Source organism: Buchnera aphidicola (Periphyllus acericola), from assembly GCF_964019855.1.
GTDB lineage: Bacteria > Pseudomonadota > Gammaproteobacteria > Enterobacterales > Enterobacteriaceae > Buchnera_J > Buchnera_J aphidicola_BC.
On the sequence record NZ_OZ026466.1, the window covers coordinates 411,090 to 425,366 of the forward strand.

Genomic DNA, 14,277 nt, shown 5'->3' on the forward strand with positions numbered 1-14,277 from the left:
TTTTAATATTTTTTATTCAAGATTTTAAATTTTCATTTTTTTATAAATTTATAAGATAATTTTATATATTTCTTTAAATGTTCTATATGTTAGAATATTTTTTTATTATTATAATATTTACTTTATTTTTTTTAAGTAATAAGAAAAATTATTACTTTAATTTTAAATAATTTTTTATTTATAGTACTTTTATGTAAAATCATTGGATATTTTTAATAATCTAATATTTTATCAGGTGTTTTTACAATAAAATTAGATAATTTATGAATATTATTAAATTATTTTATTTTCTTAATTTTATTTTAAATAATATATAAAGCGAAATTTCTATATTTTTATTATTTATATTGTTAATTGTTTTAGTAGTCATTTATATCTATATATAAATTTGATTGTTTAATTGGAGATACTTTATATTAAAAAAATTTTTATTATTAATAATAATTAACCTTTTTAATATAAATTCTTTTTATAGAAGTTTATTTATAAAAGTAATTATAATAAATTAATTATTTTTATTTTTTTTAAGTTTATATTTAAAAAATTATTTATTAAATTTTTTTTTTATTTAAAAAAAATTATATAGATTTTAAATATTAAACGAATTAAATAAAGTAATTTTTTTTGATCTCAATTCTTGTTTTTATATTAATGTATTTATTTGTACAGAATAATTTATATTTTAAATTTTATTTTTTTGAATTTTTTTATTATTTTTTAGTATCAGTATATTTTAAATTTTTAAATAAAAAATTGGATAAAATAATTTTTCAGATTCTCTTATACCCTTTCCTTAACAATATGATTTTATAGAAGTGTTTAAATATTTTTAGAAAAGGGTATATATCGTTTTATTAATTTTTTCTCTAATTCTAATAGAACTTTTCTTATTATTCTTATTTTTCTAGTATTTTTATAATTTCTAAGTATTTATATATATATTATTTTTATATTTTAAATAGTATTTTTAGAATTTTAATTTTTATAATATTTAATTAATAATATATGAATTAAATTTTTTATTAAGAATTTTATTTTAGTTATTATTTATTGTTAATAAAATTTTAAATATAGATATTTCGTTACAAAATTTTTTATATTTTTTAATCAAGTATTTTAGAACATTTAATAAATATATATTGATAAAAAATAATATATAAAAATTTAATTATTTTATATACTTTATAAGTAATTGTATTTTTTATTAAATATTTTTATATTTTTTTTTTTATTTTATTTTTTTTTTTTTTTATTTTATTTTTTTGAAATTAATTTTGTAGCTGATAAAATAATAGTTTGATGTATATTTATAGTTTTCATTTTATTATAAAATTTTATTTTTTGATTTTAATTCTACTTAATAAATTTCAATATTTTTTCATTCTATTGATTTCAAAAATTTAATATTTTATAAATTTTTTATAAATTTATTAATTATTTTTTATTTTTTTTTTATAATATATATTTTTTATATAATTTTATATATTTAAAAAATATTTTTGAATATAAATAATTTTTTAATTTTTGTAATAAAATTTTTTAAGTTAATTTTTTATTTTTTTAAAAAAAAATTTTAAGTCATTTATTATATTAATTCTTCTTGAATTTTCTGTAATCCAACAACTTTTTCTTTTTTAAACATTCTTATCAAAATAACTCCTTGCGTATTTCTTTTTAAAATATTAATTTCTGATACTCTAGTTCGTACTAATTTTCCAGAATTTGTAATGATAATTATTTGATTTTTTTCATTTACTTGAATAGCTTTTACTACAGATTTATTTTTTTTAGTAATTTTTATTGAGATTACTCCTTTTGTAGCTCTGGATTTTATAGGAAATTCTTTAATATTTGTTCTTTTTCCGTATCCTTTTTTTGTAATAACTAGTATTTCTCCATTTTTTTTTGGAATAATTAAAGAAACAACTTTATCATTTTTTTCTATTTTTATTCCTTTTACACCAGTTGCTGTTCTTCCCATTGATCTAACATAATTTTCTGAAAATTGCACTACTTTTCCTTTTGATGTAAATAACATTATATTATTTTTTCCATTTGTTAATGATACACCTATTAATTCATCATTTTTTTTTAAATTTAAAGCTATAATTCCTTTATTTCTTGGATTTTGAAATTTTTTTAAAGATGTTTTTTTAACTATACCTAAAGCTGTAGCCATAAATATATTTTTTTTTTCTAAATATTTACTTAATGGTAAAATTGCAGTAATTCTTTCTTTGTTATTTAATGGTAATAAATTTATTATTGGTTTTCCTCTTGAATGACGACTTGCTTCTGGTAGTTGATATACTTTCATCCAATATATTATTCCTTTACTGGAAAAACATAATATAGTATCATGAGTATTAGCTATTAATAAGTTTTCTATATAATCTTCTGATTTAACTTTAGCTGCATATTTTCCCTTTCCTCCTCTTTTTTGTGCTTTATATTCTGTTATTGGTTGATATTTTACATATCCAGAATGAGATAAAGTTACAACAACATCTTCTGATGTAATCATATCTTTAATAGCAATATTTGATTTTTTATCTGTAATTTCTGTTTTTCTTAAATCTCCAAATTTTTTTTTTATTAATTTTAATTCTTTTTCTATGACTTTAATCATTTTTTTTTCATTATTTAAAATTTCTTTTAAATAAAACATTTCTTTTTTAAATTTTTGATATTGATAAATAATTTTTTCATATTCTAAATTTGTTAATTTACTTAATTTTGTATTGAGTATTTTTTCTACTTGTTTATCAGAAAAAGTATATTTTTTATTTAATTTTTTTTTATTAATTATTTTTTTTATGGAACTATTTATTTTCCATTTTTTAGATAATAAAATTTTTTTTGCTTCTTTTGTTTTATTAGAAGATTTTATACATGATATTATTTGATCAATATTTTCTAATGCTACTGTTAATCCTTCTAATAAAATCATTTTTTTTTTATATTTTTTATAATTAAAAAAACATCTTTTAGTTACAATTTCTTTTCTATGAATAATAAAAGATTGTATGATATCTTTAAGATTCATTAATTTTGGTTGACCTTGATACAAGGCTACCATATTTATTCCGAAAGAAATTTGTAATGATGTTAATAAATATAATTTGTTAAGTATAATTTCAGATAGAAATTCTTTTTTTATTTCAATTACAATTCTCATTCCATCTTTATCACTTTCGTCTCTAAGCGCTGAAATTCCTTCTATTTTTTTTTCTTTTACTAAATTTGCAATTTTTTTTATTAATTTGGATTTGTTTGTTTGATAAGGTAATTGATATATAATAATAGATTTTTTTTTTGTTTTTATATTATTTTCAATTTTTATTCTAGCTCTAATATAAATTTTTCCTTTTCCAGTTTTATATGCTGTTTTTATACCTGATTTACCATTTATTATTCCATATGTTGGAAAATCTGGTCCTGGAATATATTTCATTAAATTATTTAAACTAATTTTTGGATTGTTTAAATATTTTAAACATGCATTAATTGTTTCGTTTAAATTGTGAGGTGGAATATTTGTTGCCATTCCTACAGCAATTCCAGATGATCCATTTATTAAAAGATTTGGTATTTCTGCAGGTAGAATTTCTGGTATTTTTTCAGATCCATCATAATTTTTTATAAATTTAACTGTTTTTTTATCTAAATCATTTAAAAATGTATGGGCTATTTTTGACATTCTTATTTCAGTATATCTCATAGCTGCTGGAGAATCTCCATCTATTGATCCAAAATTTCCTTGTCCATCAATTAACATATATCTTAATGAGAAAAATTGAGCCATTCTTACAATAGAATCATATACAGCTGTATCTCCATGTGGGTGATATTTTCCTATTACGTCTCCTACAATTCTAGCAGATTTTTTATATGGTTTGTTCCATTTATTATTAAGAATATACATTGCAAAGAGTATTCTTCTATGAACAGGTTTTAATCCATCTCTCACATCTGGAAGTGCTCTTCCAATAATTACTGACATAGCATAGTCTAAATAAGAATTTTTTAATTCTTTTTCAATTTTTACTTTTATTATTTTTTTTGCAAATTTGTTCATTTAATAACTTCTCTTGTAGAGTTTTTTTTTTAAATCTAAAAATTTATTATAATTATAACATATTGAGATGATTCGGTGAATCTTGACTGAAGATAATTTTATATTATTAAATATTTTTTTATATTTTTTTTTTTCTTTAAATAGAATTTTACTATTGTTAAAATTTATTTTAAAATATAGTTACTTTTTTATTTCCATGTATTTTTGGATTTTTTATAGAATTTAAAAGTTTATAATTTATATTTTTAATATAACTTTCATTATTTACAGGAAATTATGAATAATAAAGAGAAAGATTTAATATTAGATTTATTTGCTAGATTAAAAAAAGCTGAAAAATCTTCTTCTGAACGAGATAAGAAAGCTGAAAATTTTATAAAGGATTGTTTTAAAAAACAAACTAATTCTATTTATTACATTATTCAAACCGTTTTAGTTCAAGAAGTAGCTATAAAAAATTTAAATAATATAATAAATAAATTAAAAGAAAAAGAAAGAGAAATTTCAAATAATTCATGTAAAAAAAGTTTTTTATCTGGATTATTAGATAAATATATTCCATCAAATAAAAATAGTGAATTAAATAATAATTCTAATTTAAGAAAAAATTTTTATTCAACTAATAATAGTTTACCTTCAAATAAATCCTTTAATGAAAATTTTAATTCATCTTTAGGAGGAACTCCTGGAAGTTTTCTTGGAAATGCTTTACAAACAGCAGCTGGAGTTGCTGGAGGAATGATTGCTGGAAATATGTTAATGAATTTATTTCATAAAAATAGTAGTGAGGATATATTTAATAATACAGAGAATAATTTTTTTATAGAAGATTCTCAAGATTTGAACAATTTAGATCTTTCAGATAATTCTTCTAAAAAATCATCTTTTCAAAATCAAAATGATTTAGATAATTTTGATAACACTTCAAATGAAAATTCTTTTAAAAATGATTCAATACCTATTGAAGATGATAGTCAAGATAAAGAAATTTCAGAAGATATTTATAATCTTGAAAATGAAAATTTTGTTGATGATGATTTAGATGATGATAATGAAGAAAATAATTATTAAAGAAAACATTTTTTAGAATAAAAAAATTTTTTTAAATTTATTTATTTTTAACATTTTTTAAAATTATATTATTTTTTAAAAATATATATTAAAAATTTTTTATTCGATTAATCTTAATTTTATTAAATTTTAAAATTAGATTAATCGAATAGTTTTTTTATTTGTATTTTTTAGATAAATATTTTGATATTCCTTGAGGAGTTGGTTTTATTCCTTTTTTTTTAATTGTCCAATTAGCTGGACATACTTCTCCAAATTTTTCATGAAATATAATAGAATCTATCATTCTTAACATTTCTTTAATATTTCTTCCATATGGAAGATCATTTACTACTTCATGTCTTATTATTCTATTTTCATCAATTAAAAAAGATGCTCTTAATGATACGCCTAATTTTGGATGTTCAATGTTATAAGATTTTTGTATTTTTCTTTTAAGATCAGAAACCATAACATAATTTATAGGGCCTATTCCTCCATTTTTATATTTAGTTTTTTGCCATGCTAAATGTACATAAACTGAATCTAGAGAAACACCAATTAATTTTACTTTTCTTATCTTAAATTCTTTATATAATTTATTAAATTTTATAATTTCTGATGGACATACAAAAGTAAAATCCATTGGCCAAAAAAATAAAACAGCTTTTTTATTTTTTATGTATTTTTTTAAATTAAAATTTTCTATTATTTTTTTATTTTTTAATACTGCCGATGCAATAAAATTTGGAGCTTTTTGAGTTACTAATGACATATAAATACCTTTTTAAAGAAATTTCTTTTGTTAATAAAATATATAAATTATTTTTTTTCTTTATTTTTTTTTTTATTTCTTTTTTTAATTTTAGTATTTTTTTTAATTAAAATATTTTAATATAAAAAAATATTATTTATAATATATTAATTAATTACGTGATATTAAATTTTGTTTTATTTTATTACGTATATTCTATAAATTTTTTATAAATAAATTAAAAAAAATGATAATTTTAAATAAAATGTATAAGTATGATTGGAAAAATTTATTAAAAGAAAAAAAAATAAAAATTATAAAAATAGTACGTAAAATTAATAATTTAAGATCTTTTGAAAGAATTTTTCCAAAAAAAAAAGATGTTTTTAAAGTTTTTAATTTAACTAAATTTAATGATATTAAAGTAGTAATATTAGGTCAAGATCCATATTTTAAAGAAAAACAAGCTCATGGCTTAGCATTTTCTGTAAAATCAGGAATTATTTGTCCTCCTTCATTGAAAAATATTTTTAAAGAAATTAAAAGAGATATTAATGATAAAATAAAATTTAAATCAGGATGTTTAAAAAAATGGTCTTATCAAGGTGTTTTTTTATTAAATTCTATTTTAACTGTATCTTTAAATCGTCCTAGGTCACATATTAAATTTGGATGGGAAGAGATTACGGATTATGTTATTTCATTAATTAATTTTTATCATTCTGGAGTAATATTTTTATTGTGGGGATCTTATGCTCAAAAGAAAAGAAGTCTTATTGATATAAAAAAAAATTATGTTTTATGTACATCTCATCCATCTCCTTTTTCAGTATATAAAGGATTTTTTGGTTGTAAACATTTTTCTGAAGTAAATAGATTATTAAAATTTGAAAAACAAAAAATTATTGATTGGAGTATTGATTAAAATTTTTTATTTTTATGTTTTATAAAAAAATTTATTTTATTCTTTTAAACATCTACTAATGCTTTTCTTAATAATTTTTTATCTATAGAATATCCATTTTTTAAAACTTTTTTTATTTTTAAGTATTTATGAGCATTTTCTTTATTAATATTTAATTTATGTTTTTCATGATTATATATTTCATCTATTTTACCTTCTATTCTAATATTATTTTTTTTAATTAAATCTAATAAAGATTTTTTAATTAAAGAAATTCCTCTTAATTTTGGATCATCTTTATTATTTATATTAGAAATTAAAACAATAATTTTTTCAAGATCATCTATAATTAAAAATATTTTTTTAAAAAAATCGTGTCTTTTTTTTTTTTTAATTATTTTACATTCTTCGCTTGTTTTCTTTTTTATATTATCTTCTTTTGCTAAAAATATTAATGGTAGTTCTTTAATTTGTTTTTTATTTTTTAGGATTTTATCTTTTAATTTATATATTGTTTGTAAAATTTTTTTTATTTTTTTTTTTTTATCTACTTTATTTTCTTTTTGATTAATTTCTTTTTCTTGTTTAATTTTTTTATCTTCTGTAAAAGTCATAAATTTCACCGTATTATTTTGATTAGTTTTTATTAAAATTAATATTTATTTATAAATTTATTATATTTTAAATTTTGTATAATTTTAAATTAAAATATTTAATTAAATTTAATTTATTTAAAATTTTTTTATTTTATATATTTTATTTAAATTATATAATAATTTATTTTAATTACATAATATATAAAATATTTTTTAAAAATTTTATTGTTTATATAAAAAAATATTTTTTTTATTTTTTTAAATATATTATAGAAATATTTATATTTTTTAAAAAAATTTTTTATATTTTAAATTTGGAGCTGGCGGGATTCGAACCCGCGTCCAAATATTTTTTTGTACTAATGCACTACATGATTAGTCTTCTATGATTCTCTTTTTCTTTTTTATTAAAGACAATTTAAAGAAACGTAGTTTTTTTTTAAAATAAATTGAAATATAAAAACAATATTTTAATTTTGTTTCTTATTTTTTTTAAACCATTTATGTATTTTGAAATAATCTAATTTTGAAAGAAACAAATCAAATAGATTTATAAATGGGCTTTAAAACAGTTTTTTAAGCTGCTAAAGCGTATTCCTGTTTATTTTTTGCAGATATTTTTAATTTTGGTTTTTTTACGAGGCAAACCAACCCTCGTCATGCACATCAGTATTAGAATTATTTGTCAAATCCTAAATCAGCCCCATATTTATAATTTTTATTTTTTATATTTATAATTATATTTTAAACTATTATAATATTATATATTATGAGATTACAAATATTTTTTTATTTTTAACATTTTATATAATAATTATTCTTATTATTTTAATATATGTTTTAAGAGGTATCTATTTTTTTATGAAAATAATTTCTAAAATTAAAAATCAAATTTCTAAATACCCTATTCTTATATATATGAAAGGTTCTCCTCAATTTCCTAGTTGTGGTTTTTCTTCAAGAGCAGTTCAAATTTTATCAAGTTTTAAAGTAAAGTTTTTTCATGTAGATATTCTTAAAAATTTAGATATAAGAAATGAACTTCCAAAATTTTCTAATTGGCCTACTTTTCCTCAAATATGGATTTCTGGAAAATTAATAGGAGGTAGTGATATCTTATTTGAGTTATATAAAAATGGAAAATTACAAGAAATAATTAAAAAAGCTTTAAAAGGTAGTAAAAATAAATAAAAATATTTTTTTTATATTATTAAAATTTTATTAAAATGAGATATGATGTATTTTTTTTTAAAATTTCATCATATCTTTAAATTTAAAAAAAATTAAAATAAAAAATTAATTTAAATTATTTTGTATAATATATTTTTATATATTATTTATTGGCCAACCTCCTAATTTTTTCCAACGATTAATTATTTTACAAAATAAGTTTGCTGTTTGAAGAGTATCATATAACGCAGAGTGTGCTTGATTATTATCAAATGATAACCCAATTGCTCTGCAAGCTTTAGATAAAACAGTTTGACCAACTGCTAATCCACTTAATGTTGCTGTATCAAATGTTGCAAATGGATGAAATGGATTTTTCTTTATTTTTGACCGTTCTGATGCTGACATAATAAAACTATGATCAAAGTTTGCATTATGAGCAACAATTATTGCTTTACTACATTCATATTTTTTTATACCATGATATATTATAGAAAAAATTTCTTTTAATGCAAGTTTTTCACTTATTGCACCTCTAAGAGGATTAAATGGATCAATTTTATTAAAAGATAATGCTTCTTTTTTAATTAATGAACCTTGAAAAGGTTTGATATGAAAATGAATTTTTTTTTCTATATTTAACCATCCATAATTGTTCATTGTTAATGTAATTACAGCTATTTCTAATAATGCATCTGTTATTGGATTGAATCCAGATGTTTCAACATCTATTACGACTGGATAAAAAGTTCGAAATCTTTCACTTAGAAGATTTTTTTTATTTATTTTTTGCATTACTATTCCATAATTTAAACATATTAGTTTAATATAAATTTATATTTATAAATTATAAGCAATTTTATAGATTATTTTTTTTTATATAAATAATTAGTTTTAGTAAGAAATAATTTAATATTAAATTTATTTTTTTAAGTTATATATTTAACATATTAGTTATTGAATGTTAAGAATAATAATGTTTTATATTAACAATATTTTCAATATTTTTTATAGTATTTAATTAATTTATTTTATTATAAGGATTTTTAAAATGATACATAAATTACCAGATTTAAATTTTTTTTATGACGATTTTGAACCTTATTTTGATACTAAAACTATGAAGATTCATTATACTAAACATCATCAAACATATATCAATAATTTAAATAATTTTTTAAAAAACACAAAATTTTCAAAATATGATAAAAATTCTTTATTATCTAAATTAGATTTAATTCCTAAGAAAAATAGAAATTATGTTCGAAATAATTTAGGCGGTCATATCAATCATAGTTTTTTTTGGAAAATTTTAAAAAAAAATACTTTTTTAAAAGGTAAATTAAAAAAATATATTAAGAAATATTTTTTAAATTTTGATAATTTTAAAAAATGTTTTATACAATCTGCTATGGGTCATTTTGGTTCAGGATGGGTTTGGTTAGTTCAATGGAAGAAAAAATTATTTATTACAAATACTTCAAATCAGGATAATCCAAGAATGAGTAAAAATTTTGTTAAAAATTCAGGTTTTCCTATTCTTGGTTTGGATTTATGGGAACATTCTTATTATTTAAAATATCAAAATAATAAATTAGAATATATAAATGCTTATTTTAATATTATAAATTGGGATCAAGCTTCTATAAATTTTGAGAAATCTTTATTGTTAAACATATAAATTTAAATATATATTATATATTATAAGAGAAATATTTTTTTCTTTATTTTATAAATTAAATCAATTATTATGTTTTTTATATAACTATTTTATTATTATAGAATAACTTTTAAATTTTTAGGTAAAATAATTTGAATAAAATAAAAATGATAATAGGATTAGGAAATCCAATATCTAATTATAAAAATACACGTCATAATGTTGGAATTTGGTATATAAAATTATTATCAAATTATTTTCATTCAAATTTTAAAAAAATAAAAAAATTTTTAGGATATAAATGTAAAATTTCTTTTTTAAAAAAAGATATATTATTATTTTTTCCAGATATTTTTATGAATTTAAATGGGAATTCTATATTAAAAGTATCTCAATTTTATAATATTAAATTAAGTGAAATGTTAGTTATTCATGATGAGTTAGATTTATTACCAGGATTTATAAAAATAAAATATGGTTATGGAAGTAATGGACATAATGGTTTAAAAAGTGTTATAGAAAAATTTAATAAAAATACTTTTTATCATCGTCTATCAATTGGAATAGGTCGTCCAAATTTTAGAAAAGATGTTTCTAACTTTGTTTTATCAACACCTAAACTAAATGAAAAAAATATCATTTTGAAATCTATTAATAAATCAATTAATTCAATTTTTTTTAAAAAAAAATATAATTTTTTATTTTAATTTTTTGTAAACAAAGGAAGATTATGGGTGTTCAATGTGGAATTATTGGTTTACCAAATGTAGGAAAATCTACTATTTTTAACATTTTAACAAAAATGACTGTTCCATCACTGAATTTTCCATTTTGTACTATTAGTCCTAATATAGGATTTTCAATTGTTTATGATAAAAGATTAATTAATTTGAAAAAGATTGTTTCTCCTAAAAAAGTTATTTTTTCATCAGTTAAATTAGTGGATATTGCTGGTTTAGTAAAAGGTGCATCAAAAGGTGAAGGTTTAGGTAACAAATTTTTACAAGAAATAAAAAAAGTTAATGCTTTAATACATGTTGTTAGATGTTTTAAAGATGAAAGTATTATTCATGTACAGAATAAAGTAAATCCTATTAATGATATTGATGTAATTAATACAGAACTAATATTTTCAGATATTAATGTTTGTGAAAAAAGCATTATTATTTTAAATAATTCTAAAAATATAGATGAAAATTTAATTTATGAAGAAAAGTCTTTATTAAATAAATGTTTGTTAAATTTAAAAAATTTTATATTTTTGAGAAAAATTAATTTTTCTCAAAAAGAAATGTTTTTAATAAAAAAGTTTAATTTTTTAACTTTAAAACCAATGTTATATTTAATTAACATTAACATAGATAATAAAAAAAATGTTTGTTTGAACAATGTTAAAGAATTTTTAAAAAATGATATTTATAAAACAATTAACCCAAACTCTTTAAAAGAGACAAATAAATATGATAATAGATTATTTGACTTATCTAAAATTATTCATTCTATTTACAAAATTTTAAAATTAAAAACTTTTTTTACTGTTGGAAAAAAAGAAATTCGAGCATGGTCTTTTATAAAGAATTCAAAATGTATAGATGTTTCTAAAATTATACATAGTGATTTTAAAAAGGGATTTATACGAGCAAAAGTAATTCGTTATAAAGATTTTATCCGTTATAAAAATGAAAATTCTGTTAAGAAAGCTGGAAAATTGAAATTAGAAGGAAAGAATTATTTAGTTCAAGATGGAGATATTATACATTTTTTATTTAATTTATAAGATATTTTTTTGTTGATTATTTAAAAAATTTTTTAGAGAGGAATTTTTTTCCTCTCTTATATTTTTTAATTTTTAATCAGTATTCTTTTTAATTTTTTAAAATCTGGTTTTATATTATAACAAAATTCTTTTAAATTAGATAAATTAGATATAATTTTTGATTTTTTTAGTTTTATTTTTAAATTTCTTTCAACGGTTTTTTTAAATTTAATTGGATGTGCCGTTCCTAAAAAAATTCCATATTCTTCTTTTTTTATTTCTTTTTTTAAAATAGTATATGCTATTGATGCATGTGGTTCTGAGATATACTTGTATTTTTTAAATAATTCTTTTAGATTTTTTATTGTTTCTTTTTCTGTTACACTACCATATCCTAATTCTTTTATATTCCATTTTTTTCTTTTAAATATTTCTTCTACTCTAGTCCAGTTATTTGGTTTACTAATATCCATTGCATTAGAAATTGTAGAAATTGTTGGGTATGGATTCCAAATTCCTTCTTTTAAAAATCTTGGAATAGTATCATTCGAATTAGTAGATAAAATTAATTTTTTTATTGGTAATCCCATAGATTTTGCTAATAGTCCTGCTGTTAAGTTTCCAAAATTTCCACATGGTATAGATAATACTATGTTTTTTTTTTTAATTAAATGAAAGATTTCAAAAAAATAACATATTTGTGCAAGTAATCTACTTATATTAATAGAATTTGCTGAGTTTAATTGTGTATATTTTTTTATTTCTTGATCATTAAATGACTGTTTGACAAGTTTTTGACAATCATCAAAACTTCCATCAATTGCTATAGTTATAATATTTTTTCCTAAAGTACAAAATAGTTTTTTTTGAATAGTACTAATTTTTCCTTTTGGATATAATATTACTACTTTAATGTTTTTCATTTTATAAAATGCATGAGCTACTGCTGCTCCTGTATCTCCAGAAGTTGCAGTTAATATTGTAATTAATTTTTTTTTTTTATTTAAGAATGATAAAATATGAGCCATAAATTTAGCTCCATAATCTTTAAACGCAAGAGTTGGTCCATGAAACAATTCACAACATGCAATATTTTTTTTAATTTTTGAAATTTTAGGTTCTGAAAATGAAAATGCTGATTTTACACTAGAATATATAATTTTTTTTTTTATTTCTGATCCAATTAATAGAGATAAAATTTTTTGACTTCGATGAACAAATTTTTTTTTCAATAAATTTTTTATTGTTTCTTTAGAAAATATTGGTAGATTTTTTGGAAAAAATAATCCTTGTTTAGCACCTAAACCTAGTTTAACTGCATTTGAAAAATTTACTATTTCATTTTTTTTTTTAAGATTATATAATTTCATTAAAATTATTTCCTATTTTTCTTGATCCAACAGAGTCTATTTTGCAAATATGAGAAAATCCATTTTTTGTTTGAATATATTTTTCTAGAAAATATTTTTTAATTTTTTTTGCTATTTTTTTATTTTTACATATAGAAAAAATAGTTGGTCCAGAACCAGAAATTCCAAATGCAATAGATCCTAACTTTTGTACTCTTTTTTTATGTTGAGAAAAATTTTTTATTAATTTTTTTCTATAAGGTTCAGCTAAAACATCTTTTATAGAAGAAGATGCAAGATTTTCTTGATTTGTATAAGATGCATGAATAAAACATGATATATATTTACTATGTTGAATACAAATTTTTCTAGAATATTTTTTTGGAAGTATTGATCTAGATATTATAGTAGAAAGTTTTATTCCTGGCCATGCTATTATCCAATACCAATTTTTGAAATATTTAATTTTTTGAGAAATTTTTTTTTCATTTTCAATTATTAATCTTACTCCTCCAAGATAAGATGGAGCAACATTATCATAATGTTTTCCTCCTGAAATTTCTTTTTCTATTTTTCCCATTAAATATAAAAGTTTATTTTTTTTTAAAGGATTTTTAAAAAAAATATTTAATGCAGTTAATGTAGATACTATAGATGATGCACTGGATCCTAATCCTGAACTAATTGGTAAATTTTTTTCAAGAGTAATATGTACATTTTTTTTAATTTTTAATTTTTTTGAAAAAATAGACCAAGATTTCCAGGCTATATTATTTTTATATAGTTTTGGAAGTTCTGAAGAAAATTTTCCTATATTTGTTAATTTAAATTTTTTTGATAGTTTTATAGAAACACAATCTCCTAATAATTTATTATTTATTGGTGTTATTGCAGCTCCTAATATATCAAATCCTACTCCTAAATTTCCAATAGATGCTGGTGCATATATTTTTGTCATTT

At 18.3% G+C, this 14,277-nt stretch carries 12 protein-coding genes and 1 other RNA gene; 6 read left to right on the plus strand and 7 right to left on the minus strand.

What is annotated here, in order from left to right; all coding sequences use genetic code 11:
• Nucleotides 1–1,585 precede the first annotated feature (1,585 nt).
• Entirely contained in the window at nucleotides 1,586–4,078 is a 2,493-nt protein-coding gene (gene gyrA, locus AACK90_RS02000; RefSeq protein ID WP_339043182.1) for a DNA gyrase subunit A, read from the minus strand.
• A 276-nt stretch (nucleotides 4,079–4,354) separates the two neighbouring features.
• Between gyrA and AACK90_RS02005 the strand changes: the two genes are divergently transcribed.
• Nucleotides 4,355–5,149 (plus strand): DUF2076 domain-containing protein, encoded by a 795-nt coding sequence (locus AACK90_RS02005; RefSeq protein WP_339043185.1) that lies wholly within the window; start codon nucleotides 4,355–4,357, stop codon nucleotides 5,147–5,149.
• Nucleotides 5,150–5,306: 157 nt separating this feature from the next.
• On the opposite strand, the gene AACK90_RS02010 is transcribed toward AACK90_RS02005, so the two are convergent.
• Entirely contained in the window at nucleotides 5,307–5,903 is a 597-nt protein-coding gene (locus AACK90_RS02010; protein WP_339043187.1) for a redoxin domain-containing protein, read from the minus strand.
• A gap of 244 nt (nucleotides 5,904–6,147) precedes the next feature.
• Between AACK90_RS02010 and ung the strand changes: the two genes are divergently transcribed.
• Complete coding sequence (gene ung / locus AACK90_RS02015) at nucleotides 6,148–6,807, plus strand: uracil-DNA glycosylase (RefSeq protein ID WP_339043189.1); 660 nt, start codon at nucleotides 6,148–6,150, stop codon at nucleotides 6,805–6,807.
• A gap of 44 nt (nucleotides 6,808–6,851) precedes the next feature.
• Here ung and grpE read toward each other — a convergent pair whose 3' ends face one another.
• Both grpE and ssrA read right to left on the minus strand, forming a co-directional pair.
• A complete protein-coding gene (gene grpE / locus AACK90_RS02020; protein WP_339043191.1) occupies nucleotides 6,852–7,400 on the minus strand; it encodes a nucleotide exchange factor GrpE in 549 nt (182 codons plus the stop codon).
• Nucleotides 7,401–7,696: 296 nt separating this feature from the next.
• Nucleotides 7,697–8,087: a transfer-messenger RNA gene (gene ssrA, locus AACK90_RS02025) on the minus strand.
• A gap of 156 nt (nucleotides 8,088–8,243) precedes the next feature.
• Here ssrA and grxD point away from each other — a divergent pair.
• On the plus strand, nucleotides 8,244–8,573 hold the full coding sequence (gene grxD / locus AACK90_RS02030; protein ID WP_339043193.1) for a Grx4 family monothiol glutaredoxin: 330 nt from the start codon (nucleotides 8,244–8,246) through the stop codon (nucleotides 8,571–8,573).
• Nucleotides 8,574–8,708: 135 nt separating this feature from the next.
• Here grxD and rnt read toward each other — a convergent pair whose 3' ends face one another.
• Entirely contained in the window at nucleotides 8,709–9,347 is a 639-nt protein-coding gene (rnt, locus tag AACK90_RS02035) for a ribonuclease T (RefSeq protein WP_339043195.1), read from the minus strand.
• A 256-nt stretch (nucleotides 9,348–9,603) separates the two neighbouring features.
• Here rnt and AACK90_RS02040 point away from each other — a divergent pair, with 256 nt between their 5' ends.
• The 3 genes from AACK90_RS02040 to ychF all read left to right on the plus strand — a co-directional run bounded on the left by AACK90_RS02040 (nucleotide 9,604) and on the right by ychF (nucleotide 11,989).
• Nucleotides 9,604–10,233 carry a Fe-Mn family superoxide dismutase gene (locus AACK90_RS02040; protein ID WP_339043197.1) on the plus strand — a complete coding sequence of 210 codons (630 nt, stop codon included), beginning with the start codon at nucleotides 9,604–9,606 and terminating at the stop codon, nucleotides 10,231–10,233.
• Between the two features lie 131 nt (nucleotides 10,234–10,364).
• Complete coding sequence (gene pth, locus AACK90_RS02045) at nucleotides 10,365–10,919, plus strand: aminoacyl-tRNA hydrolase (RefSeq protein WP_425333433.1); 555 nt, start codon at nucleotides 10,365–10,367, stop codon at nucleotides 10,917–10,919.
• A gap of 23 nt (nucleotides 10,920–10,942) precedes the next feature.
• The gene (ychF, locus tag AACK90_RS02050) at nucleotides 10,943–11,989 is read left to right on the plus strand and encodes a redox-regulated ATPase YchF (protein WP_339043199.1); all 1,047 of its coding nucleotides are present in this window, start codon (nucleotides 10,943–10,945) and stop codon (nucleotides 11,987–11,989) included.
• Nucleotides 11,990–12,054: 65 nt separating this feature from the next.
• On the opposite strand, the gene thrC is transcribed toward ychF, so the two are convergent.
• Together thrC and thrB are read right to left on the minus strand one after the other, a co-directional pair.
• Complete coding sequence (thrC, locus tag AACK90_RS02055) at nucleotides 12,055–13,338, minus strand: threonine synthase (protein WP_339043201.1); 1,284 nt, start codon at nucleotides 13,336–13,338, stop codon at nucleotides 12,055–12,057.
• A complete protein-coding gene (gene thrB, locus AACK90_RS02060; protein ID WP_339043203.1) occupies nucleotides 13,325–14,275 on the minus strand; it encodes a homoserine kinase in 951 nt (316 codons plus the stop codon). The genes thrC and thrB overlap by 14 nt, the downstream gene beginning before the upstream one ends.
• Between the last annotated feature and the right edge of the window lie 2 nt (nucleotides 14,276–14,277).

What these genes read in the sequence shown, in the direction of transcription:
- AACK90_RS02005 (WP_339043185.1), top strand. Translation starts at nt 4,355, where the DNA reads ATGAATAATAAAGAGAAAGATTTAATATTAGATTTATTTGCTAGATTA.
- gyrA (WP_339043182.1), bottom strand. Translation starts at nt 4,078, where the DNA reads ATGAACAAATTTGCAAAAAAAATAATAAAAGTAAAAATTGAAAAAGAA.
- grxD (WP_339043193.1), top strand. Translation starts at nt 8,244, where the DNA reads ATGAAAATAATTTCTAAAATTAAAAATCAAATTTCTAAATACCCTATT.
- rnt (WP_339043195.1), bottom strand. Translation starts at nt 9,347, where the DNA reads ATGCAAAAAATAAATAAAAAAAATCTTCTAAGTGAAAGATTTCGAACT.
- ung (WP_339043189.1), top strand. Translation starts at nt 6,148, where the DNA reads ATGTATAAGTATGATTGGAAAAATTTATTAAAAGAAAAAAAAATAAAA.
- thrC (WP_339043201.1), bottom strand. Translation starts at nt 13,338, where the DNA reads ATGAAATTATATAATCTTAAAAAAAAAAATGAAATAGTAAATTTTTCA.
- thrB (WP_339043203.1), bottom strand. Translation starts at nt 14,275, where the DNA reads ATGACAAAAATATATGCACCAGCATCTATTGGAAATTTAGGAGTAGGA.
- ychF (WP_339043199.1), top strand. Translation starts at nt 10,943, where the DNA reads ATGGGTGTTCAATGTGGAATTATTGGTTTACCAAATGTAGGAAAATCT.
- AACK90_RS02040 (WP_339043197.1), top strand. Translation starts at nt 9,604, where the DNA reads ATGATACATAAATTACCAGATTTAAATTTTTTTTATGACGATTTTGAA.
- AACK90_RS02010 (WP_339043187.1), bottom strand. Translation starts at nt 5,903, where the DNA reads ATGTCATTAGTAACTCAAAAAGCTCCAAATTTTATTGCATCGGCAGTA.
- grpE (WP_339043191.1), bottom strand. Translation starts at nt 7,400, where the DNA reads ATGACTTTTACAGAAGATAAAAAAATTAAACAAGAAAAAGAAATTAAT.